This window comes from Salinivibrio sp. IB643, from assembly GCF_001996105.1.
In the GTDB taxonomy this organism is placed as follows: domain Bacteria; phylum Pseudomonadota; class Gammaproteobacteria; order Enterobacterales; family Vibrionaceae; genus Salinivibrio; species Salinivibrio costicola.
In genome coordinates this window covers 18,594-45,550 of record NZ_MUFF01000018.1, presented here as the reverse complement: position 1 = coordinate 45,550, position 26,957 = coordinate 18,594, and the positions used below count along the sequence as shown (strand labels likewise).

The window sequence follows — 26,957 nt, the reverse complement described above, 5'->3', positions numbered from 1 at the left end:
TCAGCGGGTTGCTGGGCGTTTTTTTATCCACGGAGCATGTTGGTTTCGTCTAAAAAAGTAACAATTAAGAGGGCGTAGCAAAGACAATCACAACAACGGGTTGAGTCAGAGGGCGGAATGAGCGATCATAACATTTATGTAGCTTTAAAATTCGCATTTTTGATACGAGGTAACCTTGATGAGTGATGCTGAAGCTCGTCCCACTAACTTTATTCGCCAAATCATTGATAAAGATTTGGCGGAAGGGAAACACACAGCGATCGTGACACGTTTCCCACCGGAGCCGAATGGGTATTTGCACATCGGCCATGCTAAATCAATTTGTTTGAATTTTGGGATTGCGCAAGACTATCAGGGTGAATGTAACCTGCGTTTTGACGATACCAATCCAGAGAAAGAAAACGTTGAGTATGTCGAATCAATCAAGCGTGATGTGCAGTGGCTAGGCTTTGATTGGGCGGGAGAGGTGCGTTACTCCTCAAACTACTTTGATAAGCTTTATGGTTATGCCATCGAGTTGATTAAAAAAGGATTGGCGTATGTTGAAGAGCTCACGCCCGATGAGATCCGCGAGTATCGCGGTACCCTGACGGCGCCGGGCAAACATAGCCCTTACCGTGAGCGTACTGTTGAAGAAAACCTCGCACTGTTTGAAAAAATGCGCGCGGGGGAGTTCGAAGAAGGAAAAGCCTGTCTACGAGCCAAGATAGACATGGCATCGCCGTTTATGGTGATGCGTGATCCTGTGCTTTATCGCGTTCGTTTTGTCCATCATCACCAAACTGGGGATAAGTGGTGCATTTACCCAATGTATGACTTCACCCACTGCATTTCTGATGCGCTTGAGGGCATTACTCACTCTCTTTGTACGTTAGAGTTTCAAGACAACCGTCGATTGTATGATTGGGTACTGGAAAACATCACCATTGAGTGTACGCCTCATCAGTATGAATTTAGCCGTCTGAACCTCGAATATACGGTGATGTCAAAACGTAAACTCAATCAATTAGTGGAAGAACAACTCGTTAAAGGTTGGGATGACCCACGTATGCTGACTATCTCTGGCTTACGTCGTCGCGGCTATACACCGGCGTCGATTCGTGAGTTTTGTCGGCGCATTGGTGTCACTAAGCAAGACAACACCATTGAAATGAGCTCTTTGGAGTCTTGTGTCCGTGACGACTTGAACGACAACGCACCGCGCGCAATGGCTGTTCTTGATCCCATTAAACTGGTGATTGAAAACAAAGCAGACGGTGTTGAGTGGCTTGACGCGCCGAATCATCCGAACCAACCCGAAATGGGAACCCGCCAGGTACCCTTCTCGAGTGAAATCTGGATTGAGCGCGAAGACTTCCGCGAATCAGCAAACAAAAAATATAAGCGTCTGGTGTTAGACAAAGAAGTGCGTTTGCGTAATGCCTATGTGGTGAAAGCAGAACGCTGTGACAAGGACGAAGACGGCAATATTACCACGGTGTATTGTCGCTACGACCCCGATACGTTAGGGAAAGACCCAGCCGATGGTCGTAAAGTCAAAGGCGTTATCCATTGGGTATCTGCCGATAAGGCGTTACCTGCTGAGTTCCGTTTGTATGATCGCCTCTTTACGGTACCTAATCCAGCAAGTGCAGATAACTTTGCCGAGACGATTAATCCAGAGTCACTGCAAATACAGCAAGGCTATGTCGAGCCAAGTATGCAGAATGCGCCGGCTGAAAAGGGTTATCAGTTCGAGCGGACGGGCTATTTCTGTGTCGATAACAAAGATAGCCAACCCGATGCACTTGTTTTTAACCGAACAGTGAGCCTAAGGGATACTTGGGCGAAAATAGAAGGGAAGTAATAAAAAGCCGGCGTGTTTATCACGCCGGCTTTTTTGTTGTTATGTCACACCGTTAGTCGGTGAGCATCGATTAATCTGCGTTGTGAATGGAAGGATCGGCTTTGCAGTCGCCCTCCTGACAGTGGCCATACAGATACAGGCTATGGTTGGTTAATTTCACATTAAAACGGGCGGCAATCTCTTTCTGACGCTCTTCAATTAAGTCGTCAGAAAACTCAATGACTTTACCGCAATCAAGGCAAACTAAGTGATCGTGATGATGCTGTGTCGCGAGTTCAAAGACCGATTTACCGCCTTCAAAATGGTGACGCGTTACAATGCCCGCATCATCAAATTGGTTCAATACGCGGTAGACCGTCGCTAGGCCAATTTCTTCGCCTAGATCAATTAACTTCTTATACAGGTCTTCGGCACTGATGTGTTGGCAATCTGGCTGTTGCAGCACTTCTAGGATCTTGAGTCGTGGGAGCGTGACTTTCAGTCCAGCTTGCTTCAACGCCTGGTTATTGTCTGACATGTGTATCTACCTGTTTTCTGTCTCTGTGAAGACAGTTGGATTAGCAAGAAAATATTCTATAAGACTATCAAAATTGCACTGCTCTCGCTACATCAGCCATGCTTTCTGCGCACGAAAATTGTCCATCTTTGGTTGCATCAATGTTTACAAGATGTGAATATTGCCTGGTTGGACCAGATAAGGAAGTCAATAAACCATGAATCGTTTCTATAAGCCACGAGTGGTGAAGTGGGCACTTAATAGCTGGCCACCGTTTTGGGGGGCCGGTATTCGTATTGAAAACATCAGCCCTGACTTTAAACGTGTCAATATGCGATTAAAGTTACGTTGGTGGAACAAAAATGCCAATCGTACTCAATATGGCGGCAGTATCTTCTCCTTAACTGATCCTGTTTACGCATTGATGTTAATGGGCATTTTAGGGCCACAGTACCATGTGTGGGACAAGCAAGCTGATATCAATTTCATCAAGCCTGGGACCACCGATTTATATGCAGATTTTGTGATCAGCGAAGCGGTATTAACCGATATTCAGCATAAGGCAGGGCGGGGTGACAAGGTGTTACCCGAATTTGTGGTGCATGTGAAAGATGCACATGGCGAGGTAGTTGCAGAAGTCAAGCGCACGCTGTATGTGAGAAAGAAACGGCAATACCGTGATATCTCGCCCAAAGAAGCTGCGTAATAAAAAACGCCAAGGCTAAGCTCGTCTTGGCGTTTCTTCGTCTCTCGAATCAGTGTGTTTTAGTCTTCGAGTTCGGCTAAACACATTTCTTCGTGAATTTGCTTAACCCATTTGCTCACACGTTCGTCGGTCAACTCTGGTTGGCGATCTTCATCAACGCATAAGCCGACAAAGTGGCTATCATCCACAAGGGCTTGCGAGGCTTCAAACTCGTATCCTTCCGTTGGCCAGTGACCAATGATGGTCGCGCCCTTGGCTTCAATAATATCACGCACTGTGCCCATTGCGTCACAGAAGTATTCTGCGTAATCTTCTTGGTCACCACAGCCGAAAATGGCAACGAGTTTGGTGGAAAAGTCGATTTGCTCTAGCTCGGGAAAGAAATCATCCCAATCACACTGCGCTTCACCATAATACCAAGTTGGGATCCCGATCAGCAGCAGATCGAAGTTATCAATATCTTCTTTGCTGCTTTTCGCGATGTCTTGCACGTGGACCATTTGCTTGCCCAGCTGCTTTTGAATGCTTTTCGCAATTGCTTCAGTGTTGCCTGTGTCACTACCAAAGAAGAGACCTACACTCGCCATATAAAAATACCCGTTTTTGTCAGTGGGTTGCTGTTTGCAACTAACTCGAATTTAAGAAAAAGCCGTGCTTTTTCACACCCATATGTATAGGCGATTATTCTCCGTTGGGTTAGCCGATACCGACGCCTTCCCAAACCAATTGAATAACCCCTTTTACGATAAAGCCGACACAGCCTAGCGTGAGCACAAACCAGACGATTCGTCGACCGAATACTGGTACGTTGCCCTCACGTAACACGTCTTTAATTGCCATGCCGATAAAAAAGAAAATCGCGGCGAAGACGAGATCTAGACCAATTTTTTCGAGCAATTGAAAGTGCTCGTAAAGCATGCGTGCCTCCATTGAGCACCGACTTCTGCGGCGCAATATACCACAAGGGTTGCTTAACTGTTAACGCTCGCCCGGCATTAAAAAGCGTTCGATGACACTTGCGACCATGGCTGGCTTTTCTGCATGTAGCCAATGCCCTGTGCCTGCCACCATGTGCGCTTTTGAATGGGGGAACTGCGCGACAATGGTATCGCGATGCTCAGACTGGATGTATTCAGAGTTCTGTCCTTTAACAAATAATGTTGGGCCTGAATACGGTCCAAAGGCTGTCCACCCCATGATGTCACGATAACCGTGATAAAGATTATCAATATTAAAGCGCCAGTCGTAGTGACCGTGATCGGTTTTATAGAGTGATTTCAATAAAAATTGGGTTACACCTGGGTTTTCGATCGATCGATTCATGATCGATTGCGCTTGCTGGCGATTTTCTAAGGTAACTGTTTGGGTCTCGCGTAGTGCGTTAAAGACATTGTCATGTCGGCTAACTTGGTAGTCGACGGGGGCAATGTCCATCACTACCAGCTGCGAGACGCGTTCGGGAAAACGCTGGGCGATAGCCATGGCGACTTTGCCGCCCATCGAATGGCCCACCAGCGTGACCGTCTCAAGATGTTGTGCGTTCATCCAAGCAATCACAGCATCTGACTGGCTTTGATAATCCATACTCGTAGTATGATAGGACTGTCCATGGTTGGGGAGATCAATCTGATAGACACAAAAATGCTGAGCAAGGCTTTTAGCTAGCCCACCTAAATTATCCAGATCCCCAAATAAACCGTGGATTAATACGAGTGGTGACCCCTCACCACGAGATTTTCCATTTAACAACACGTTGCTTTTCTCTCAGATTACTGGCTTTAACGTAGAGTATACCTATCTATCTCTGTATAATCGCCCCGTCAAACGATAAACAGGACGCGATGAAAAACAATGAAAACGATTGAGGTTGACGACGATCTATACCGTTATATTGCCAGCCAAACCCAGCATATTGGCGAAAGTGCATCAGACATTTTACGTCGCCTATTACTGTCGGATGCGGCACCGCAGCCCAGCCAAGCTGCGCCGACGACGTCCTCTCGTTCTAGTGGCATTGTTGTCAGTAAAGATGCTGGACGGAGTGTATCCACTGATCGTGTCAAAGCGATGCGAACGCTTTTGAACTCAGATGAGTTTGCCGCACAAGATCGTGCCATAGGCCGTTTTATGCTTGTCCTAACCACTTTATACCGTGTTGATCAGCAAGGTTTTGCGGACGGTATGGCGTTAAAAGGACGCACTCGTCTGTATTTTTCCGATAATCCACAAACACTGTTGGAAAGCGGCAAAACAACCAAACCTAAACAGATTCCAGATACACCTTTTTGGGTCATCACCAATACCAACACTGGTCGCAAACGCCAAATGGTGGAGCAGTTGATGGAAAAAATGCAGTTCCCCAGTGATTTGACCGAGAAGGTTGTGAACGCGATTTAATCTATGCCACTCATGGGAGAAGAGAAATATGGCAGTGCATCCCCAAGCAGGACAACGCGCACAAGCAGCAGACTTGTGTGATATTCCTGCGCTTGTTACGCGTTTTTTCCAAGCTCAACCTCGGCCAGGGCAACCCGAACAACAAGTTGCTTTTGGTACGTCAGGTCATCGCGGGAGCGCATTAAATACCACCTTCAATCGTGATCATATTTTAGCGATTGCACAGGCAATCTGTGATGAACGCCAAGCCCGTGGCATCACAGGGCCAGTGTTTGTCGGTAAAGATACGCATGCATTGTCTGCGCCTGCGTTTGGGGCGGTCATACAAGTGTTGGCGGCGAATCAGGTGCAAATTATCGCACAGGCAAATCAGGGCTATACGCCAACACCGGGCATTTCCCAGCAAATTCTGGCTTATAATCGTGATCATGCTGAACAAGCGGATGGCATTGTCATTACCCCGTCACATAATCCACCGCAAGATGGCGGCATTAAATATAATCCACCACATGGCGGGCCGGCAGAGGGAGAAATCACCAAGGCGATTGAATCCCGAGCCAATCGATACATCGATACCTATTTAGAGGGTGTTCAACACATCGATATTGATGCGGCGATGGCCAGCGACTATTACGTTGAAAAAGATCTCGTGACCCCTTATGTTGTCGGTCTGACGCAGGTGGTTGATATTGAAGCCATTCAAAAAGCGGGATTAAAGCTGGCTGTTGACCCTTTAGGTGGTGCAGGTATCGCCTATTGGCAACAGATTGCGACTCAGTATCAACTCGATATTACCTTGATTAACGATCATGTCGACCCGACGTTTGGCTTTATGCCGCGCGATAGTGATGGCGTTATCCGGATGGATTGTTCGTCTGCTTATGCGATGGCTGGGTTGCTCGCTTATAAAGACGATTATGACTTGGCTTTTGGTAATGATCCCGACTTTGATCGTCACGGCATTGTGACCCCCGCCGGTTTGATGAATCCTAATCATTACTTGGCGGTGTGCATTGATTATTTATTCCGACATCGTCAGCAGTGGCCTGCAGGGTTAGGTGTCGGTAAAACACTGGTGTCTAGTGCCATCATCGATAAAGTCGTCAATGACTTATCACGCCCGCTGGTTGAAGTTCCGGTCGGCTTCAAGTGGTTCGTGCCTGGTTTGCATGAGGGGACGCTTGGCTTTGGCGGTGAAGAGAGTGCGGGGGCGTCGTTTTTAACCTTTGATGGTCAGCCTTGGTCTACCGATAAAGATGGTATTATTCTTTGCTTACTGGCGGCAGAAATCCTGGCGGTGACGGGGCTGACACCACAGGCTTATTATCAAAAGCTGGCGGATAAACATGGGGATCCTGCCTATAACCGTTTGCAAGCGGTCGCCAACGCGCAACAAAAGCAGGTGCTGAGCCAACTGCGTCCGGAAATGGTGACAGCTGACACCTTAGCAGGGGATGTCATCACTGCTAAATTGACTCATGCACCGGGTAACGGCGCGGCAATTGGCGGACTCAAAGTGGTCACGGATCATGGTTGGTTTGCGGCTCGCCCATCAGGAACCGAAGACATTTATAAAATTTACTGTGAGAGCTTTAAAGGCGAGCAACACTTGCGCTTGATTGAACAGGAAGCGCAACAAATTGTCGATCGCGTGTTTGAGCAACAGGGCGTCTAGCGCGCTGTTTCCGTTCTCCGTTTGCAAAAAGCGTGCACGATTAAGTGCGCGCTTTTTATTTTTTGGGGGCGGGCGAAGGTGCGTTGTTAGGCCAAGTGTTCGGCACCACGAACCAAGGTGTTTGTGTGTTATCTAACAAATGACACGTGCGGTCTATGTTACCGAGACTGCCTGGGACAATGGGGGATAACTCACCAAACTCTGGCAGAGATAACCATTGATCGCGGGCCAACATGGCAAATTCTTTGTCTGTTGGCAGTTCGTCAGGCCAGYACCACCAACCACCGACACTTGCCGCATTAACGGGAGGCCAGTCGGGCAGGTCAGTATCCTGGCTGTAATGACGGTAAAGCCGGCCTTGGACCATTAAGCGTTTTTGGGCGGGCCGCCAATGAGGAAACTGTTGGCAAAAGCTTGGATGACTCGACAGAGCCAATTGATGGTCAATCATGCGCGCAACTTTAATATCGAGTGCGTCCTTGGCGTTCGGACCCAGCCAGCGATTCTGGTGAGCAAGATAAAATTTTACCGCGACTTCCCAGTGCTCTAACTGCCCTTGGTACTCAATCAAAAAATCAATGGCACCTCGTGTTTTTCCAGCCTCATTAACCTGTATTTCCTCTGCTTCTAGTCGCAAGTGCGGATGATGATGGATTAACTCAGTGAGCAACCATTGATAATAAAAGCCAATTCGCTTAGGGCCCGCGTACGGTTTAGATGCCGATACCGAGACGGCCGAGAAAAGTCCGTGCGGCACCAGCGAAAACTGCTCAGAAGACAACAACGGAAATTGGCGTTGTAGCCATTTTATATCCGCCTGTATTTGTTCCCGATTGGCAAACAACGTGTCCGGTGAATGGTGTGACCGCAGATAATCCATAATGTAATTTAATTACCTTGTTAATCGTTTGTTAACACCAAAAGCGTATTTTTAGGATAAAAAAATCAGCAAAATGTAGTAATACTACAAAGCTAATGATAGACTTCACACATAACTGGTCAGATGAGTGAGGTTCGCTATGTATAAACCGTTCGATAAAACCCGTGTTGTTCTGCGTCGTTGTGTTGTCGTAGTGGCGGGCATCACTTGCCTGCCAACGCTGATTGCGCCATCGCTGGCTTCTCGTATTTATAGCCATTTGCACCAAGTATGGCTTAAAGACAGCACCAAACCTGTATGGCTGGCTGAGTCCGAGAAAGCTGGGGGCTATCTGTAACCCGCGAAGACGTAACTTAAACGCACAACTTCGTGTGGTTGAAAAAGGCGGTTAGCATCAATGCTAGCCGCTTTTTTTATCTTTACTTGTCAGGTTACACTGTTGCCATTGTCTCGCAAGTGAATGTGATTGCTATGAATAATTTCCAGCTAGAAGCCCTGCTTAACGCTGAACTGAAACCTGAACAAGTTAAAGACTACAGCCCAAACGGATTACAAGTTCAAGGCCGCGATAATGTACAAACCATTGTTACTGGCGTGACGGCCTGCCAAGACCTAATTGATAAAGCAATTGAATATCAAGCCGATGCTATCTTGGTTCATCATGGCTACTTTTGGCGTGGTGAGTCGCAATCAATACGCGGCATGAAGTATCAACGGATTAAGATGTTGATTGAAAACGGTATCAACTTATACGGTTACCATTTGCCGCTTGATATCCATCCCACATTAGGCAATAACGCCCAGCTAGCCAAACGATTGGGGATTGAGCTCATAGGTGGCTTGGAGCCCAATAATCCAGTCTCCATTCCTGTCTATGGCAAATTATCAACACCGATGACTCTTGGCCAATTCGAGCAACAAGTTGCGACCGTGCTTAACCGAACGCCACTTGTCGTTGACGGTGGCAGGACAGCACGGATTGAGACCGTCGGCCTGTGCACGGGAGGGGCGCAAGACTTTATCGACTTAGCTGCCGAGCAAGGCATGGATGCATATTTATCGGGTGAAATTTCTGAGCGAACCACGTTTTCAGCGCGCGAGCAGGGTGTACATTATGTTGCCGCGGGGCACCATGCAACAGAACGTTATGGGGTTAAAGCGTTGGGTGAGTGGTTAGCTGACCATCATGGGCTTACCACGCACTTTGTCGATATCGACAATCCGGCATAAAAAAAGCCGCCCATCGAGGCGGCTTCGTTAGCTCTATCATCAAGGTGTCGCAATCAATCGCGTTTATCCATCGACGTGAATTCACGCTGGGTATAGCCTGAGTAAAGCTGGCGTGGACGACCAATGCGCTTGTGTGGATCCGTATGCATTTCGTTCCAATGAGCAATCCAACCGATCGTCCGCGACATCGCGAAGATAACGGTAAACATCGATGTGGGAATACCGATGGCTTTGAGGATGATGCCCGAGTAGAAATCGACATTCGGATACAATTTCTTGTCGATGAAGTATTGATCGGAGAGTGCGATGCGTTCTAATTCCATCGCCACATCCAATAACGGGTCTTGAATTTGTAGCTCTTCAAGCACTTCATGACATGCTTCGCGCATGACCGTTGCACGTGGGTCATAGTTCTTGTAAACCCGGTGACCAAAGCCCATTAAGCGGAAAGGATCATCTTTATCCTTAGCGCGTTCAATGTACTCAGGAATGTTATCGACATGGCCGATTTGCTCGAGCATGCGCAAGCAAGCTTCATTGGCCCCGCCATGTGCCGGCCCCCACAAGGACGCGATACCGGCAGCAATACAAGCAAACGGATTGGCTCCCGATGATCCCGCTAGGCGTACCGTGGATGTTGAGGCATTTTGCTCATGATCCGCGTGTAGGGTGAAAATCTTATCCATCGCGCGCGCAACTACCGAATTCACCTCATATTCTTCACATGGTGTGGCAAACATCATATGAAGGAAGTTCTCTGCATAGTCCAGATCGTTACGTGGATAAATAAATGGCTGGCCAATCGAATACTTGTAACACATAGCCGCCAGAGTAGGCATCTTCGACAGCAAACGAAACGCCGTAATTTCACGGTGTGTATCATTGTTGATGTCGAGAGAATCGTGGTAGAACGCGGCAAGCGCCCCTACAACCCCGACCATAACGGCCATAGGGTGAGCATCACGACGGAAACCATGGAAGAAACTCGCGATTTGTTCGTGAACCATGGTGTGGCGCACGATCATAGAACGAAAACCATCGTATTGTTTTTTTGTAGGGACTTCGCCGTAGAGCAGGATGTAACAGACTTCTAAGTAATCAGCGTTATTGGCAAGTTGATCTATTGGAAAACCACGGTGCAGCAAAACACCCGCTTCGCCGTCGATGTAGGTGATTTGCGAATCGCAAGATCCTGTCGCAACAAACCCCGGATCAAACGTGAAGTAACCTTCATTGACTAGCTTACGCACATCGATCACATCCGGGCCGACAGTGCCTCCGATAATCGGCAGTTCGATTGGTGCTTTCCCTTCGATATGTAGGGTAGCTTTCTTCTCTGCCATAACAATCTCCTTTGTTATTTTATAATCCCATCCAGGATACGGACCCATCCGTTTTACCGATCGACCTCTATTATGTCAATTTTTAACCTATCGATGTGTGCGTCAGTTAATAACTTATGTGCGTTAGTTAATAACTTATTTGCAATGGGGGTTAAATATCTGTTGTGAGATTCCGGTCAATTTTGTGCGTTTGTAATTGTCTGTTACGCCACGTATACTTTTTCGAGGTCTCTGGGCAAATCAGTATCCTAGAGCGTTTAGGGGCTCAAACACCTTTCCTAACTGACGTGATCCATTCACCAAGAATTGCAGTTATAAGCAATAAGGTACATGAAGCGCGTTACGCAGATGTTGCAGGTCTTACGCTTTGAGTACTGAGGTTCAGAGAGTGTAATAACTATAAATGCTCAATAGAGCTGAGTGGGCAATATCGTGAAAGAAAGAAAGTCAAGACCCGTAAACCTCGACCTTAAGACGATTCGCTTCCCCATTACAGCGATTGCGTCTATTTTGCATCGGATATCAGGTGTGATCACCTTTGTTTCGATTGCCATCCTACTGTGGCTGCTTAGCCTGTCTCTCTCTTCTCCTGATGGATTTCAATCTGCTGCTGCGATACTCGATACCTTCTTCGTCAAGCTCGTACTTTGGGGCATTTTGACGGCGCTGGCTTATCACATCGTTGGCGGGATTCGTCATTTAATCCAAGACCTGGGTTACTTTGAAGAGCTGGAGTCGGGGGCAAAAAGTGCCCAAGTCTCGTTTGTAATTGCAGGCGTGCTAGCTGTGTTGGCGGGGGTTTTAGTATGGTAACAAAAAACATTTCATCGGTGGGTCGCAACGGTGTGCACGATTATGTGCTGGTCCGAGCGACTGCGATTCTCATCACACTTTACACACTTTATATGGTCGGTTTTGCCGTCTTTGGCCCTGAGATTACGTATGCCTCATGGACAGCGTTTTTCGGCCAGACCAGCACGAAGGTCTTTACCATGTTGGCCCTGGTCTCTGTGCTGATCCACGGCTGGATTGGGATGTGGCAGGTGTTGACTGATTATATAAAGCCAGCCTTGCTGCGCGGTGTATTACAGCTTGCTGTTGTCGCCACGCTTCTCATCTATGTGTTTGCCGGTTTCTTTGTATTGTGGGGTGTGTAAGTGAGTATTCCAGTTCGCGAATTTGATGCAATCGTTATTGGAGCAGGTGGCGCCGGTATGCGCGCGGCACTGCAAATATCCGAGCAGGGCCTAACGTGTGCGCTGTTATCTAAAGTGTTCCCAACTCGCTCGCATACTGTGTCAGCACAGGGCGGGATTACAGTGGCACTGGGTAACTCGCACAAGGATAATTGGCAATGGCATATGTACGACACCGTTAAAGGCTCCGATTATATCGGTGATCAAGACGCTATCGAATACATGTGTAAAACAGGCCCGCAGTCAGTGATTGAGCTAGAGAAAATGGGATTGCCCTTTTCTCGCTTTGAAGATGGTTCGATCTATCAACGACCCTTTGGCGGTCAATCAAAACAATTTGGGGGCGAGCAAGCGGCACGTACCGCCGCGGCGGCAGACCGAACTGGCCATGCCTTATTGCATACGCTTTACCAACAAAACATCAAAAATAAAACCACGATTTTTTCAGAGTGGTATGCCCTTGATCTGGTCAAAAACCAAGATGGCGTGATTGTCGGTGCAACGGCGATGTGCATGGAAACGGGTGAGATTTGTTACTTCAAATCGAAAGCAACCGTGTTGGCGACTGGGGGCGCAGGCCGTATTTACCAGTCAACCACCAACGCGCACATCAATACCGGTGATGGTGTCGGTATGGCGCTCCGTGCTGGCGTACCGATGCAGGACATGGAAATGTGGCAATTCCACCCCACAGGCATTGCGGGTGCCGGTGTCTTGGTGACAGAAGGCTGTCGTGGTGAGGGTGGCTATCTACTTAATAAAGATGGTGAACGCTTCATGGAGCGTTACGCGCCTAATGCAAAAGACCTTGCGGGTCGTGACGTGGTTGCCCGATCAATGATGATCGAGATCCGTGAAGGACGCGGCTGTGAGGGGCCATGGGGCCCACACATTAAGCTGAAGCTCGACCATCTCGGCAAAGATGTACTGGAATCGCGCTTGCCGGGTATCTTGGATTTGTCGCGCACTTTTGCACATGTCGACCCGATCAAAGAGCCGATTCCTGTTATCCCAACGTGTCACTACATGATGGGAGGCATTCCAACGCAAGTATCCGGCCAAGCCATTAAACAAGATCCACTGGGCAATGATATCGAAGTTCAAGGGCTTTTTGCCTGCGGTGAAATCGCCAGTGTCTCTGTACATGGCGCTAACCGCTTAGGGGGCAACTCGCTCTTAGACTTGGTTGTCTTCGGCCGTGCAACAGGGTTACACCTAGGGGAAACTTTGGCAGCGCAGGTGGAAGCAAGAGACGCCAGTGAATCAGATATTGAAGCCTCTCTGGCTCGCGTCAATCGCTGGAATAGTACTCAGCAGGGTGAAGACCCAGTAGAAATTCGCAAAGACCTTCAAGCGTGTATGCAAGAAAACTTTTCGGTGTTCCGAGAAGGTGAAGCGATGGAAAAAGGGCTGAAAGAGTTGGATGCTATCCGTGAGCGACTCAAAACAGCACGCCTTGATGATACATCAACAGAGTTTAACACCCAGCGCGTCGAGTGTTTGGAGCTGGAGAACCTGATGGAAACTGCCTATTCAACGGCGGTCTCCGCGTATTATCGGACGGAAAGCCGTGGTGCTCATGCGCGCTTCGACTACCAAGAGCGTGATGACGAGAATTGGTTGTGTCACTCCATCTATAACCCAGAAACGGAAACCATGTCCAAGCGCGACGTCAATATGGCGCCTGTGCATCGTGACGCTTTCCCACCGAAAGCACGTACTTATTAAGGGGGTCGAAACGATGAACGTTAATTTTTCAGTCTATCGCTATAATCCAGATGTGGACGATGCGCCATACATGAAGGATTACACACTCGACGTCCCTGAAGGGTCAGATATGATGCTTTTGGATGCGCTGTTTCAACTCAAAGAGCAGGATCCAACCCTGTCATTCCGTCGCTCGTGTCGAGAGGGGGTCTGTGGCTCTGACGGTGTCAATATGAACGGTAAAAATGGGCTGGCATGCATCACGCCTTTATCCTCGCTAATGGATAAGTCGGAGATTGTTATTCGTCCGTTGCCTGGTTTGCCCGTAGTGCGTGATCTGATTATCGATATGGGGCAGTTCTATGAGAACTATGAGCGCGTCAAACCTTATTTGATCAACGATGAGACACCACCGTCGCGTGAGAACCTTCAAGCGCCGGAAGATAGAGCAGAGCTTGATGGTTTGTATGAGTGCATCATGTGTGCTTGCTGTAGCACCTCTTGCCCGTCTTTTTGGTGGAACCCTGACAAGTTCGTCGGCCCTGCAGGCCTTCTTGCTGCCTATCGCTGGCTAGCAGATAGCCGTGATACGGCAACTGAAGAACGGTTATCTGATCTAGACGACGCTTTTAGTGTCTTCCGTTGCCACGGAATAATGAACTGTGTCAGTGTATGTCCAAAAGGGCTTAATCCAACCAAGGCAATTGGGCACATTAAGTCAATGCTGATTCAGCGCGGCGTTTAAAACGCTGAACCAATAACGTAGATAAAAAATGCCCCGTTCTAGGACGGGGCTTAATAACAGGTAACCCGGCTTAGAACCGGTGTTTGGATAAATAACTAGTGGTTAAGGGATAACAATGCAAAATGGCGTGATGAAGGCTTGGTTAGAGTCTTCTCATTTGGCTGGCGCCAATGCAACGTACGTAGAAGATCTCTACGAAATGTACCTCAGTGACCCGGAGTTAGTTGATCAAGAATGGAGAGCGGTCTTTGACCAGCTACCAGTGGTGAGTGATACCGCGGTAGAACAACCCCACTCTCGAGTTCGCGATTACTTTCGACGCTTAGCTACCGATACATCGCGTGCAAGTGCTTCAGTCAATGATCCAGATGTAGACGCGAAACAAGTCAAAGTTCTTCAACTGATCAATGCGTTCCGTTTCCGTGGCCATCAACAGGCCAGTTTAGACCCCCTCGGATTATGGAAACGTAAACCTGTCCCCGATTTGTCACCTGACTTCCATTCTCTTAACGAGCAGGATTTTAACGAGACCTTTAATGTCGGCTCATTTGCAATTGGCAAAGACAATATGCAATTAGGTGAGTTGTATGACGCACTGCAAAAGACCTATTGCGGGTCAATTGGTGCTGAGTACATGCACATTACAGATACCGAAGAAAAGCGTTGGATTCAAAGCCGCCTCGAATCAGTTGTGGGGCAGCCACAATTTAGCGAGGAAGAGAAGCTCACCTTTTTGGAAGAGCTAACGGCAGCAGAAGGCCTTGAACGGTATTTGGGGGCTAAATTCCCTGGGGCAAAACGTTTCTCGCTTGAAGGGGGCGACTCGCTCATTCCTATGCTCAAAGAGCTTATTCGCCACGCGGGGAGTAAAGGTGGGCGTGAAGTGGTTGTTGGGATGGCTCACCGTGGTCGACTCAATGTCTTAGTCAATGTGCTGGGTAAAAAGCCGTCAGAGTTATTTGATGAGTTCGCAGGGAAACAAGATGAAAGTTGGGGAACCGGTGATGTGAAATATCATCAGGGGTTCTCGTCTGACTTTGCGACCCCAGGTGGTGACGTTCATCTTGCTTTAGCGTTCAACCCGTCACACCTTGAAATTGTTAATCCAGTGGTCATGGGCTCCGTGCGTGCGCGTCAAGACCGACTCGAAGACAGCACAGGCTCAAGCGTACTGCCGATCACCATTCATGGCGATGCGTCGATTGCGGGACAAGGCGTGGTGCAAGAGACCTTTAATATGTCTCAAGCGCGGGGCTTCCAAGTGGGCGGCACGGTGCGGATTGTGGTGAACAATCAGATTGGTTTTACAACCTCAAATCCGGCAGATTCTCGCTCAACCCAGTACTGCACCGATATCGCGAAAATGGTTCAGGCGCCGATTTTTCACGTCAATGCCGACGATCCCGAAGCGGTTGCATTTGTGTCGCGTTTAGCGCTTGATTTTCGTAATGAGTTTCAACGCGATGTGGTCATTGATTTGGTCTGTTATCGTCGTCATGGCCATAACGAAGCGGATGAACCGAATGCCACGCAGCCGATGATGTACCAGAAGATCAAAAAACATCCAACGCCGCGTAAACTCTATGCGGATGTGCTTGATCAACAAGGCATTGCTAACCTAGAAAAAGCGACCGAATTGATCAACGAATACCGTGATCTGTTGGACAGCGGTGAATGCGTAGTGAAAGAGTGGCGCCCAATGGTGTTGCACTCGGTCGACTGGACCCCTTATCTCGGCCACGACTGGACGGTTGAGTGGGCGAACAAGTTCGATGCCAAACGGCTGAAAGAGCTTGGTAACCGTATCTGTCAATTGCCAGATAGCCATACGCTACACAGCCGAGTCGGTAAGCTTTACAAAGATCGTAAAGCGATGATTGATGGTGAAAAACCTGTTGACTGGGGGATGGCCGAGACATTGGCCTATGCCACGCTGGTGGACGACGGCAAGCGTATTCGTATTACGGGCCAAGATAGTGGTCGTGGTACTTTCTTCCATCGTCACGCGGTATTACATAACCAAGGCGATGGCAGTACCTATGTCCCCCTTGCCAATATCCATAACAAGCAAGGGCCGTTCGAAATTTATGACTCTGTGTTGTCTGAAGCGGCCGTCCTGGCATTTGAGTATGGTTATGCGACCGCAGAGCCGGGTGGCTTAACGGTATGGGAAGCGCAATTTGGCGATTTTGGTAATGGCGCGCAAGTTGTGATTGACCAGTTCATCAGCTCTGGCGAGCAGAAGTGGCGCCGGATGTGTGGTTTAACCATGTTGCTCCCTCACGGTTATGAAGGGCAGGGCCCTGAGCACTCTTCCGCCCGCTTAGAGCGGTATTTGCAATTATGCGCCGAGCAAAATATGCAGGTCGTGGTGCCCTCGAGCCCCGCTCAGGTTTATCATATGCTACGCCGTCAAGTTGTTCGCCCGATGCGTCGACCATTGGTGGTTATGTCACCTAAATCCTTGCTACGCCATCCGCTTTGTGTATCCAGCCTAGACGATCTGACAGAGGGCGATTTCCAACCCGCTATCGGTGAAATGGATGATCTGGATCCAAGCAAGGTGAAACGGGTGGTTATGTGTGCCGGTAAGGTCTATTACGATTTGCTGAAAGCACGCCGCGAGCAAGAAATCGATGACGTAGCCATTGTTCGTATCGAGCAACTTTATCCGTTCCCGCTTGAGGCGGTGAAAGAAGTGATTGCGCCTTACGGCAATGCAAAAGACTTTGTATGGTGTCAAGAAGAGCCACAAAACCAAGGGGCTTGGTACAGCAGCCAGCACAATTTCCGTGCAGCCTTACCGGATGGTGCCACACTCAGCTACGCTGGGCGTGCCGCCTCGGCATCGCCAGCGGTAGGTTATATGTCTGTACACCAGAAACAACAAAAAGCGTTAGTACAAGACGCTCTGACCCTAAAGTAAGAACTAGAACATTAAGGATAAATACGATATGACAATCGACATTCTGGTTCCCGATTTACCCGAATCTGTGGCTGACGCAACGATTGCCACATGGCATAAACAGCCAGGTGACTCGGTAACCCGTGACGAAGTACTGGTTGATATTGAAACAGATAAGGTCGTGCTAGAAGTTCCCGCTCCTGCAGATGGGGTACTGGAATCCATCATTGAAGATGAAGGGTCAACCGTGCTGGGCAAACAAGCGATCGCCAAGCTGAAAGAAGGGGCAGTCGCGGGTGAACCAACCAAAGATGTGCCCGCTGAATCAGAGGCATCACCGGATAAGCGCCACACTGCGTCACTAGAAGAAGAGAGCAATGACTCACTGAGCCCTGCCGTCCGTCGCTTATTGGCTGAACATGATCTTTCTTCGGATGCGGTGAAAGGCACGGGTGTAGGCGGACGCATTACCCGAGAAGATGTGGAAGCGCACCTGAAGAAGCAGCCCGCGCAAAGTAGTGAGCAGAAAGCGGCGACCCAAGACGTACCGCCCGTGGCGGAGCGAGGCGAGAAGCGTGTGCCGATGACCCGTTTGCGTAAGCGAGTGGCAGAGCGTTTGCTCGAAGCAAAAAACAGCACCGCGATGCTTACTACGTTTAACGAAGTGAACATGAAGCCAATTATGGAATTGCGTAAGCAGTACCGTGATTCGTTTGAAAAGCGTCATGATATTCGCCTTGGCTTTATGTCTTTTTACGTCAAAGCGGTTGTTGAAGCCCTTAAGCGTTATCCAGAAGTGAATGCGTCGATTGATGGTGACGAGATTGTGTATCACAACTATTTTGACGTCAGTATGGCGGTGTCTACTCCGCGTGGCTTGGTAACGCCTGTATTGCGCGACTGCGATAAACTAGGCTTTGCCGATATCGAAAAAGGTATTCGTGACTTAGCCATAAAGGGGCGTGACGGCAAGTTGACCGTTGATGAACTCACCGGAGGCAACTTTACCCTGACCAATGGCGGTGTGTTCGGCTCATTAATGTCAACGCCGATCATTAACCCACCTCAAGCTGCCATTCTTGGCATGCATAAAATTCAAGATCGCCCCATGGCGGTAGATGGCAAGGTTGAAATCTTGCCGATGATGTACCTTGCGCTTTCCTATGATCACCGTCTTATTGATGGTCGTGAGTCGGTGGGTTTCTTGGTCACCATCAAAGAGCTCCTTGAAGACCCAACACGTCTGCTCCTAGACGTTTAATGGTGTTATCGACCTCTTTTTGAGGGAAATAAACCGTTTTGAAGGGGACGGAGGTCCCCTTCTTTGGAAAGCATAAAGATACAATAATGGACACTAACACGGATAGAACATCATGAATCTGCACGAATATCAGTCAAAGCAGCTGTTCGCTGAATATGGTCTACCAGTTTCAGAGGGCTATGCCTGCGATACACCACAAGAAGCTGCTGAAGCAGCCGATAAAATTGGCGGCAACAAATGGGTTGTGAAATGCCAAGTTCACGCCGGTGGCCGCGGAAAAGCGGGCGGGGTGAAACTCGCAAACTCAAAAGAAGAAATCCGCGAATTTGCACAGAAATGGCTAGGTAAAAACCTGGTGACATTTCAAACGGACGAGAATGGCCAACCAGTCAGCAAAATTTTGGTTGAGTCTTGCACCGATATCGCTAAAGAGCTTTACCTGGGCGCCGTGGTCGACCGTGGCTCGCGTCGCGTTGTTTTCATGGCATCCACCGAAGGCGGTGTTGAAATAGAAAAAGTCGCCGAAGAAACGCCAGAGCTGATTCACAAAGCATCGATTGATCCTTTGGTTGGCCCACAACCTTACCAGGGTCGCCAACTGGCATTTAAACTTGGCTTAGAAGGTGACCAAATCAAGCAGTTCACTAAGATCTTTGTCGGGATTGGTCAACTGTTCTTGGATAAAGATGTTGCCTTGGTTGAGGTAAACCCGCTGGTGATTACTGAACAAGGCGATTTGCATTGCTTGGATGCAAAGCTAGCGATTGACAGTAATGCGGTATATCGTCAGCCGAAGGTGCGTGCGATGCACGACCCGAGTCAAGACGATGAGCGCGAAGCGCATGCGGCGCAGTGGGAGCTGAACTATGTTGCGCTAGACGGCAACATTGGTTGTATGGTGAATGGTGCTGGCTTGGCAATGGGGACCATGGACATTGTTAACTTACATGGTGGTAGCCCTGCCAACTTCCTCGATGTGGGAGGCGGTGCGACAAAAGAGCGTGTGACAGAAGCCTTTAAAATCATTCTGTCTGATAGCAACGTAAAGGCGGTACTGGTGAACATCTTTGGCGGCATTGTGCGCTGTGATCTGATTGCAGATGGCATTATTGGTGCGGTTGAAGAAGTCGGCGTTAAAGTGCCTGTTGTGGTTCGCCTTGAGGGGAATAACGCAGACTCAGGCGCCAAAAAACTGGCCGATAGTGGTTTGAACATCATTGCGGCAACGTCGCTAACCGAAGCCGCACAGAAAGTCGTTGCTGCCGCGGAGGGTAAATAACAATGTCAGTGCTAATCAATAAAGAAACCAAAGTTATCTGCCAAGGATTTACGGGCGGTCAAGGAACCTTCCATTCCGAGCAGGCGATTGAATATGGAACCCAAATGGTCGGTGGCGTATCACCGGGCAAAGGCGGCACGACTCACCTCGGCCTTCCGGTCTTTAATACCGTGGCAGACGCGGTTGAAGCGACCGGCGCCACTGCCTCGGTCATTTATGTGCCAGCGCCTTTTTGTAAAGATGCCATTTTAGAAGCGATTGACGCCGGGATTGAGCTGATCGTCTGTATTACCGAAGGTATTCCAACGCTGGATATGCTGGAAGTGAAAGTGAAACTGGATCAAGCAGGGGTGCGAATGATCGGCCCTAACTGCCCCGGTGTGATTACCCCCGATGAGTCTAAGATTGGCATTATGCCAGGACATATCCATCAGTCGGGTAAGGTAGGCATTGTTTCACGCTCAGGCACCTTGACTTATGAAGCGGTAAAACAAACAACCGATGAAGGCTTTGGCCAATCAACGTGCGTTGGAATTGGTGGTGATCCGATTCCAGGCTCAAACTTTATCGACATCCTTGCGATGTTCGAAAAGGATCCAGCCACCGAAGCCATTGTAATGATTGGTGAAATCGGTGGTACCGCCGAAGAAGAAGCCGCCGCGTACATTAAAGCGAATGTTACCAAGCCGGTTGTGGCTTATATTGCTGGTGTGACTGCGCCTCCAGGCAAACGTATGGGCCATGCGGGTGCAATCATTTCTGGTGGTAAAGGTACCGCAGACGATAAATTTGCGGCCTTGGAAGCGGCAGGCGTGACAACAGTGAAAAGCTTGGCCGATATTGGCAAAGCATTACGTGAAAAAACCAACTGGTAATGTAATTTTCCAGTCACGCAAAGCCCAAAGCCGCTCATGTGAGCGGCTTTTGTCGTTACAGGGAAGACGTTAAGGCGTTAGCAAAGGCCTGCGCGTTTTCACAGCATAAACGTGTTTAACGTTTAGACTCGTTCAGGCTATGATCGCATTCAGAGCATCATCGCATTCAGGCCGTGGTCGCAGATACTCAGGTAACGGCGCGAGAGGGGACCAGCTGCGTGAGCATAAATACACTGGCTGCAGCAACCACTACTGACGGCCCTGCGGGCGTATCATAAAACCAGGATCCAGCCATACCCAGCATCACGGCGAACATGCCAATCAGGCTAGCAAAAGCCGCCATTTGCTCTGGCGTAGACGCCAGTCGGCGGGCTGTTGCAGCGGGAATGATCAGCATGGATGTAATAATCAGCGCGCCAACAAACTTCATCGCCAATGCGATCACTAAACCAATCAATAGCATCAATAAAAGCCGCAGTTTTTCGACCGCTATCCCTTCGACTTTAGCCAGCTCTTCACTGACGGTCATCGATAGAAGTTGTTCCCAATAATATCCCAGTACAGCAAGCGTAAAGCAGGCGCCGACCGCGAGCCAGGTAAGGTCAGCAAATGAAACCGCCAGCAGATCGCCAAACAAATAGGCCATCAAATCAACCCGCATGTTGTCTAAAAAGCTGACCGCCACTAAGCCCAAAGACAGAGCGCTGTGTGCCAATATCCCGAGTAAGGTATCGGTAGAAACCAGATGTTGGCGTTGCAGACCAACCAACAAGATCGCGAGAAGCAAACACGTCACTACCAGCGCGAGATTTAAGTCAATTTGGAGCAAAAACCCAAGCGCAAGCCCAAGTAATGAAGCGTGTGCTAAGGTATCGCCGAAATAGGCCATCCGACGCCAGACCACAAAAGAGCCTAATGGCCCAGCAATGGCAGCGATAAGTAGGCCACCCATAATAGGGGCAAGAAGGAACTCAATCATGGTGGTGCTCTTGGTGATCACAGCTTACAGGCTGGCCTGCAAGATCATGTTGGTGATGATGGTGGTGATGATATAACGCCAGTTGTTCACTGGTTTGACGACCAAACATCGCGACATAGGATGGATGCTGAGATATGGCGTCGGGTGCGCCAGAGCAGCACACATGGTGTTGAAGGCAAATGACGTCATCGGTCTTGGCCATGACTAAATGCAAATCGTGTGACACCATTAATACCGCGCATTTTAGTGTATCGCGCAGGTGCGCGATGAGGCTATACATTTCTAATTGGCCGCTGACATCGACCCCTTGCACCGGTTCATCTAACACCAGCACATCCGGCTGTTTTAAGATCGCACGCGCCAAAAGAATACGTTGTGTTTCACCGCCCGAAAGCGTGTGCATATTGGCGTATTGCAATGATTCTGCGTTGACGGTTTTCAACGCGTGATCAATTTGGGAATTGGTATAGCGTGTTCCTAGGCGAATAAATCGGTCAACCGTCAAAGGCAGTGTCTGGTTAAGCTGAAGTTTTTGTGGCACATAGCCTATCTTCACCCCTTTAGCGACGTGAACCATACCCGCTGCAGGCTTCACTAAACCAATTAATGCTTTGACCAAGGTTGATTTCCCCGCGCCATTTGGACCAATGAGCGTGGTAATCTGTCCTCGTTTTAATTGCATAGAGATCTTGTCCAGCACATTTCGGCCGTTATAGGTCACCGTCACCGCGTCAAGCGAGACTAGCGAATTTGTCATAGTGAAAAAAAGCATTGTGAATTGGAATTGTTATAATATAACATTTCTGCCCGTCGAGAAAACAAAAGAATGAGAGGAATGATGACAGCTCGTATTATTGGTGGACTTTTTGCGCTATTGCTGGTGATGCCGGCTCACGCGATCACGGTGATGACAACCATTAAACCGCTTCAGCTTATTACGGCAGGGCTCATTGCCGATGATGATCGTTTAGACGTGCTGCTACCTCCTGGCGCATCACCGCATAGCTACGCCCTAAAACCTTCAGATATTCGCGCGTTGAATCAAGCCGATATCACCCTATGGGTCGGGCCCGAACTCGAACTGTTTCTCGATAAGCTATTAGCCGATAAGCCCTCGGTGCTGACGCTATCTCAGATTGAGGGGATGCCACTGCGTGATTTTGACGGCGCCCATGATCATCATGGCCATGATCACGGTGAACATAACATCGACCCTCATCTGTGGTTGGGTCCAGACACCACACGGGTAGCCGCGCAAGCGATTACCGCGGCTTTAATTGAGGCGGCGCCGGATAAAGCGGCGATCTATCGGGCTAACCTTAACCGTTTTAATACCCAGCTAACCCAAACCGTCGCGGATATTGAAGATGAGTTATCCACGCATATGCAGTCAGGCTACTTTGTCTTTCATGATGCCTATGGCTACTTTGAAACGGCCTTTGGCCTCGAGAAAACCGGCCATTTTACCGTGGATCCAAGCCAAAAACCGGGCGCTAAGACGTTAGTAACCATTCGCCGAGGATTGCTTAATCATGATGCGACCTGTATCTTCACTGAGCCGCAGTTTAATCCTGCACTGATTGATGCTGTGACCCGACATAATGACGTCAATGTCCTCGAACTCGATCCATTGGCGACGTCAATTCAGGTAACGCCTGATGCTTATCAGGTGTTTTTAAAAGATATGGGAAATCGTTTCGCACGTTGTTTAAAGCATGAAACTACTCACTAACTGGTTAGCTGCTACGGCTCGGCTACCACGCCAGCACAAGCTAGCACTCGCATCATTATCTCTTTTAGTTGGCGCTGCCTTGATGTGGCAGCCCCATCCTTTTTCCTCTTCACGTGATCGCCAACCGATACCTATCCCGAACGATACGCAAAATATTACCTCCGTCGAGCACAGTGAGCCTATCGAGCAGGGTCTGGATGCCGATGATCCTGCACTTCGCGTACCGGAAGATGCATTAGAAAAAGACATCATCTCGGAAGCACCGCGCACCCACCAACACACGGTGGCTGCCGGCGATACCTTGGGAGATATTTTTTCCCAATACGGACTTCCGATCAGCCAGCTTTATCAAATGCTTGATGAAAATGATCGCGTGGGTGACATCCGTCGTGGTCAAAACATGGAATGGCAGGTCGATGAACAAGGACGGTTATTAACGTTCACCCTGTACCAATCGCTCAAATACCGGGATCAGTATCGTTTTGAGCAGGGGAAGGTAGCGTATGCGCGTTTAGAAACCAAAGGGGATCGTGAAAAAGTCACCGTGATTGGTCGTGTCAACAGCAGTTTCTACCAACAAGCTCGCCAAGCGGGGCTAACCCCTAATCAAATTCAAAACCTGGTTTCGGCATTACAATGGCGGTTTGACTTTGGACGCCAATCGCGTCGAGGCGATCAGTTTGCGATTCAGGTGGATAAAGAGTTTATTGACAATAAACCGGTCTCATCTGGAGATATATCCGCCATGCTCTATCGAGCGGGAGACCGTGATATCTTCATTTATCGACATACAGATGGCCGTTTTTATGATGAGCAAGGGCAAAGCTTAGATCGTGCCCTGCGCCGCATCCCTACGGCGAAACGCTACCGGATTAGCTCATCGTTTGATCCTCACCGCAAGCATCCCATTACGGGGCGTATCTCGCCGCATAACGGGACCGACTTTGCTACCCCCGTTGGGACGTCGGTGCTAGCGGCAGGTGATGGCGTGGTGGTGAAAGCGCGCAAACACCCGTTAGCAGGAAACTATGTTGTCATCAAACATGGTCGTGAATACTCAACCCGTTATCTCCATTTACACCGGATTTTGGTGAAACCTGGCGACCACGTATCAATGGGACAACGGATTGCGCTCAGTGGCAACACGGGACGCTCGACCGGCCCACACCTGCATTTTGAGTTATTAAAGTACGGCCACCCTGTGAATGCCATGAAAGTGCCGTTGCCCGAAGCGCATCCCGTGCCGAGTCAGGAGAGAGGTGAGTTTCAGCGTCAAGCAAAACATGCGCAGCAAGCATTGGAGCAGCGTCTTAATGGGTAATAAATATTAAAAATGTGAGGGCTCGCTCACATTTGGGGAGGCAGGGTTTTCTTTCGTAGTGACTAGCAGGACACTACAAGGCCGAACCCTGCAAACCTGTCTCGTATTTTATACATGAAACGCCAATGTCTTTGTTTTTTATGGTTGGCTCTTGTTCTCCTTTGTCTGCCTTTGCATGCGCACGAACCACTACAATCGTCATTTCAATCTTATCCGGGGCTCAGTGCGGTTGGTGATGTGCGAGATGTCGCGGTCCAACCCTCAGGCGGTATGTGGCTGCTTAATCATCAAGGCGATATTTATTTCTTCGATGGACAACAATCCCACCCTCTAGACGAAACGCTGACCTTACCTGACGAAAAAATAGTGACCATCGCCTATGCTCACCAAACGTTATGGCTTGCGGGCCAACGAGGTATTTACCGCTTTCGCACGGGTGACAATACGCTAATCCAATATAAGTTGTCAGACAGCGGTAAAGACACACGCGGCGAGAGTCAACCTCGATTAGCCGCGGTGAATAACACGCTGTGGTATATCCAAGATGGACAATTAAGCCGTTATCACGTCAAAGAGAATCAATTTCGTATTTGGCGAGCTGGTCAATGGCGTGCGGACCATACGTGGCTTACCGCTGAGCACCGATTAGTCGCGATTGGCAAAGGTTTGTATCAGCTTACCGATGACGGTATTCGCCAACTCACGCGCTTTACAAGCTCTGTGACTGCGATAACGGCAAAGGGAGATAGAGCTTGGGTCAGTACTGAACGAGGCGTCTACCTCTTAGCGTTATCAGACCGTGCGGTTCAAGCACGGCATCTACTTAATACCCAAGGGGGTTACCAGCGCTTAACGGCCGGCTCCGGTGGGCTTTGGGCGGCGCGTGCCGATGGCGTCTATTTTCTCTCTATTGGCGGGGAAGCAACGCCCGTATGGCAGCCCGGCGCTCGGTTAATACCGGGAAAGTCAGTCACCTTTTTGTGGGGCGACTTTGAGGGCGGCGTCTGGTTTTCAACCGATAAGACAACCCGTTATCGCGCGCCTGGGCAACGCTGGATTTCGCATCAACATCAGGATGTGCCAACAGTGATGACACAAGGTTTTATGGCCAGTAGTGATTCGCGGGGGCTGTATTCAGGCGGTTGGCGGAATTTAAGCGCTGACCTCACGCTCCCCGAGTCTCTCTCGTCACTCCCGGCTCAGCATTTATATGTCGACTCAAATGGCGTTATGTGGCTGGCGTTCAAGGATCGCCTCATTCGCTATTGGCCTGAATCTGAAAAGGTTATCGATTATGGCACTAATTGGCAATCTGATGCGGGTGATATATTAGGCTTTTATGATGATGGCAGAGGGAGTGTTTGGATTCGTCATCGCCAAGGGCTGACGCGTTATCGTCATGATCAGTTCCAGCCGATACCGTTCATGGATGCCTTACTACCCATCGTTGATCTCTATGCCGATGAGCAAGGGCGGGTATGGTTGGTGAATAATAAGGGGCTATATCAATACAACCCAAACTTATCTAATTCAACCTCGGTGGCGTACCTAGCATTGGAGAATGAAGCCTTTCGCTGTATCACTGGAAATCGAGACGGTATCTGGGCGTACAGTAATCAGGCTTTAATCCACATTGCACCACGAGGTTTTATCCGCACTTTCCGACTGCCTTCTGAGTCTGAGCAAGTGGCTTGTTTTGCGTCTCGCCCGCATCAGTTGACCATTCTGGACGCTGAAAATAAGTACGTGATTGAAACCGACCAACTCGCGTTTTCGCTGCGTAAACCGCCTCAGGTGGTGATTGGGGCGCTATGGCAGCAACATAAGCGCTGGCGTGTTGGCCCACGCCAGCAGACCGCAATCACACTGCTCGAAAAAAGCCCGGTTAACGTGTCTTGGGGAAGCTGGCCGCCTGAGCGTCAGGTCACTCGTATTCACTACCAATTGGTCCCTGACCGACAATCTGGCCAGTCTTTGGCTAAACCGCTGGCCGCTTGGCAGCAAACCGGAAGAGAAACCTTCTCGTTAGCGAATATGGTCGGAGGGCACTATCAGCTTCGGGTTGCCATTCCGCGTGATGGTGCGTTGCATACTGTACTGGATATGAGAGTCTCTATGCCGATATTGCCTTACCTGGTGAGCGGTGTCGTTTTGATGCTCTTTGTCAGTATTGTATTAGCCGCAGTTAGGTTAGCGTTCAAACAACGGCACCAGGTTGGGGAGCATACTGATTTTCCCTTGGATGATGCCGGTGCATATCCGGTTTTTCAGTCCACGTTGAAACCCATGTGGACTGAATACCAAGCGCTCGCAGTGCCGAGTGAAACTAAAAAACGAGAGGGTGCAACGGAGGCCTTGGCGGAATCCTCAGATGCTGGGTGACG

General features: G+C 49.2%; 25 protein-coding genes. 17 read left to right on the top strand and 8 right to left on the bottom strand.

Features of this window, described 5'->3' with window-relative positions:
- Window positions 1-178: 178 nt before the first annotated feature.
- Complete coding sequence (gene glnS, locus BZG77_RS09455) at window positions 179-1,846, top strand: glutamine--tRNA ligase (RefSeq protein WP_077647052.1); 1,668 nt, start codon at window positions 179-181, stop codon at window positions 1,844-1,846.
- 70 nt (window positions 1,847-1,916) lie between these two features.
- Here glnS and fcrX read toward each other — a convergent pair whose 3' ends face one another.
- Window positions 1,917-2,363, bottom strand: a complete 447-nt coding sequence (gene fcrX / locus BZG77_RS09450; RefSeq protein ID WP_021022470.1) for a ferric iron uptake transcriptional regulator FcrX — start codon at window positions 2,361-2,363, stop codon at window positions 1,917-1,919.
- 196 nt (window positions 2,364-2,559) lie between these two features.
- Here fcrX and BZG77_RS09445 point away from each other — a divergent pair, with 196 nt between their 5' ends.
- Window positions 2,560-3,048, top strand: coding sequence for a DUF4442 domain-containing protein (locus BZG77_RS09445; RefSeq protein ID WP_077460162.1), 489 nt, complete (start codon window positions 2,560-2,562; stop codon window positions 3,046-3,048).
- 59 nt (window positions 3,049-3,107) lie between these two features.
- Here BZG77_RS09445 and fldA read toward each other — a convergent pair whose 3' ends face one another.
- The 3 genes from fldA to BZG77_RS09430 all read right to left on the bottom strand — a co-directional run bounded on the left by fldA (window position 3,108) and on the right by BZG77_RS09430 (window position 4,800).
- Complete coding sequence (gene fldA / locus BZG77_RS09440) at window positions 3,108-3,635, bottom strand: flavodoxin FldA (RefSeq protein ID WP_077460163.1); 528 nt, start codon at window positions 3,633-3,635, stop codon at window positions 3,108-3,110.
- A gap of 109 nt (window positions 3,636-3,744) precedes the next feature.
- Window positions 3,745-3,966, bottom strand: a complete 222-nt coding sequence (locus BZG77_RS09435) for a DUF2788 domain-containing protein (RefSeq protein ID WP_021022467.1) — start codon at window positions 3,964-3,966, stop codon at window positions 3,745-3,747.
- 60 nt (window positions 3,967-4,026) lie between these two features.
- A complete protein-coding gene (locus BZG77_RS09430; protein ID WP_077647051.1) occupies window positions 4,027-4,800 on the bottom strand; it encodes an alpha/beta fold hydrolase in 774 nt (257 codons plus the stop codon).
- A 99-nt stretch (window positions 4,801-4,899) separates the two neighbouring features.
- Between BZG77_RS09430 and seqA the strand changes: the two genes are divergently transcribed.
- Together seqA and pgm are read left to right on the top strand one after the other, a co-directional pair.
- The gene (seqA, locus tag BZG77_RS09425; protein ID WP_077647050.1) at window positions 4,900-5,445 is read left to right on the top strand and encodes a replication initiation negative regulator SeqA; all 546 of its coding nucleotides are present in this window, start codon (window positions 4,900-4,902) and stop codon (window positions 5,443-5,445) included.
- Between the two features lie 28 nt (window positions 5,446-5,473).
- Window positions 5,474-7,120: a phosphoglucomutase (alpha-D-glucose-1,6-bisphosphate-dependent) gene (gene pgm, locus BZG77_RS09420; protein ID WP_077647049.1), complete on the top strand. Its 1,647-nt coding sequence runs from the start codon at window positions 5,474-5,476 to the stop codon at window positions 7,118-7,120.
- Between the two features lie 55 nt (window positions 7,121-7,175).
- On the opposite strand, the gene BZG77_RS09415 is transcribed toward pgm, so the two are convergent.
- Window positions 7,176-8,000: a DUF1853 family protein gene (locus BZG77_RS09415; protein WP_077647048.1), complete on the bottom strand. Its 825-nt coding sequence runs from the start codon at window positions 7,998-8,000 to the stop codon at window positions 7,176-7,178.
- Between the two features lie 139 nt (window positions 8,001-8,139).
- Between BZG77_RS09415 and BZG77_RS09410 the strand changes: the two genes are divergently transcribed.
- Together BZG77_RS09410 and BZG77_RS09405 are read left to right on the top strand one after the other, a co-directional pair.
- Window positions 8,140-8,337, top strand: a complete 198-nt coding sequence (locus tag BZG77_RS09410) for a DUF2517 family protein (protein ID WP_021022462.1) — start codon at window positions 8,140-8,142, stop codon at window positions 8,335-8,337.
- Window positions 8,338-8,471: 134 nt separating this feature from the next.
- A complete protein-coding gene (locus BZG77_RS09405) occupies window positions 8,472-9,230 on the top strand; it encodes a Nif3-like dinuclear metal center hexameric protein (protein ID WP_077575960.1) in 759 nt (252 codons plus the stop codon).
- A gap of 53 nt (window positions 9,231-9,283) precedes the next feature.
- Here the strand turns inward: BZG77_RS09405 and BZG77_RS09400 are convergent, their stop codons facing one another.
- A complete protein-coding gene (locus tag BZG77_RS09400; RefSeq protein ID WP_077647047.1) occupies window positions 9,284-10,573 on the bottom strand; it encodes a citrate synthase in 1,290 nt (429 codons plus the stop codon).
- Window positions 10,574-10,993: 420 nt separating this feature from the next.
- On the opposite strand from BZG77_RS09400, the gene sdhC reads away from it, so the two are divergent.
- The 8 genes from sdhC (at window position 10,994) to sucD (ending at window position 20,541) form a co-directional block, all read left to right on the top strand.
- Window positions 10,994-11,386, top strand: coding sequence for a succinate dehydrogenase cytochrome b556 subunit (gene sdhC / locus BZG77_RS09395; protein ID WP_021022459.1), 393 nt, complete (start codon window positions 10,994-10,996; stop codon window positions 11,384-11,386).
- Window positions 11,380-11,730, top strand: a complete 351-nt coding sequence (gene sdhD, locus BZG77_RS09390) for a succinate dehydrogenase, hydrophobic membrane anchor protein (protein ID WP_021022458.1) — start codon at window positions 11,380-11,382, stop codon at window positions 11,728-11,730. Before sdhC ends, sdhD begins: the two co-directional genes overlap by 7 nt.
- Window positions 11,731-13,497 (top strand): succinate dehydrogenase flavoprotein subunit, encoded by a 1,767-nt coding sequence (gene sdhA / locus BZG77_RS09385; protein WP_077647046.1) that lies wholly within the window; start codon window positions 11,731-11,733, stop codon window positions 13,495-13,497.
- A 13-nt stretch (window positions 13,498-13,510) separates the two neighbouring features.
- Window positions 13,511-14,221, top strand: a complete 711-nt coding sequence (locus tag BZG77_RS09380; protein WP_021022456.1) for a succinate dehydrogenase iron-sulfur subunit — start codon at window positions 13,511-13,513, stop codon at window positions 14,219-14,221.
- Window positions 14,222-14,336: 115 nt separating this feature from the next.
- The gene (gene sucA / locus BZG77_RS09375; RefSeq protein ID WP_077647045.1) at window positions 14,337-17,147 is read left to right on the top strand and encodes a 2-oxoglutarate dehydrogenase E1 component; all 2,811 of its coding nucleotides are present in this window, start codon (window positions 14,337-14,339) and stop codon (window positions 17,145-17,147) included.
- A gap of 28 nt (window positions 17,148-17,175) precedes the next feature.
- Entirely contained in the window at window positions 17,176-18,387 is a 1,212-nt protein-coding gene (gene odhB, locus BZG77_RS09370) for a 2-oxoglutarate dehydrogenase complex dihydrolipoyllysine-residue succinyltransferase (RefSeq protein ID WP_077647044.1), read from the top strand.
- Between the two features lie 112 nt (window positions 18,388-18,499).
- Complete coding sequence (gene sucC, locus BZG77_RS09365) at window positions 18,500-19,666, top strand: ADP-forming succinate--CoA ligase subunit beta (RefSeq protein WP_077647043.1); 1,167 nt, start codon at window positions 18,500-18,502, stop codon at window positions 19,664-19,666.
- A 2-nt stretch (window positions 19,667-19,668) separates the two neighbouring features.
- Window positions 19,669-20,541, top strand: coding sequence for a succinate--CoA ligase subunit alpha (gene sucD, locus BZG77_RS09360; RefSeq protein ID WP_021022452.1), 873 nt, complete (start codon window positions 19,669-19,671; stop codon window positions 20,539-20,541).
- A gap of 187 nt (window positions 20,542-20,728) precedes the next feature.
- Here sucD and znuB read toward each other — a convergent pair whose 3' ends face one another.
- Both znuB and znuC read right to left on the bottom strand, forming a co-directional pair.
- A complete protein-coding gene (gene znuB, locus BZG77_RS09355; protein WP_077460171.1) occupies window positions 20,729-21,520 on the bottom strand; it encodes a zinc ABC transporter permease subunit ZnuB in 792 nt (263 codons plus the stop codon).
- Complete coding sequence (gene znuC, locus BZG77_RS09350; protein WP_077647042.1) at window positions 21,513-22,277, bottom strand: zinc ABC transporter ATP-binding protein ZnuC; 765 nt, start codon at window positions 22,275-22,277, stop codon at window positions 21,513-21,515. Before znuC ends, znuB begins: the two co-directional genes overlap by 8 nt.
- Before the next feature lie 78 nt (window positions 22,278-22,355).
- Between znuC and znuA the strand changes: the two genes are divergently transcribed.
- The 3 genes from znuA (at window position 22,356) to BZG77_RS09335 (ending at window position 26,955) form a co-directional block, all read left to right on the top strand.
- On the top strand, window positions 22,356-23,252 hold the full coding sequence (gene znuA / locus BZG77_RS09345) for a zinc ABC transporter substrate-binding protein ZnuA (protein WP_241844140.1): 897 nt from the start codon (window positions 22,356-22,358) through the stop codon (window positions 23,250-23,252).
- Window positions 23,236-24,573, top strand: a complete 1,338-nt coding sequence (mepM, locus tag BZG77_RS09340) for a murein DD-endopeptidase MepM (RefSeq protein ID WP_077647040.1) — start codon at window positions 23,236-23,238, stop codon at window positions 24,571-24,573. The genes znuA and mepM overlap by 17 nt, the downstream gene beginning before the upstream one ends.
- A gap of 114 nt (window positions 24,574-24,687) precedes the next feature.
- The gene (locus BZG77_RS09335) at window positions 24,688-26,955 is read left to right on the top strand and encodes a hypothetical protein (RefSeq protein ID WP_077647039.1); all 2,268 of its coding nucleotides are present in this window, start codon (window positions 24,688-24,690) and stop codon (window positions 26,953-26,955) included.
- Window positions 26,956-26,957: the final 2 nt, after the last annotated feature.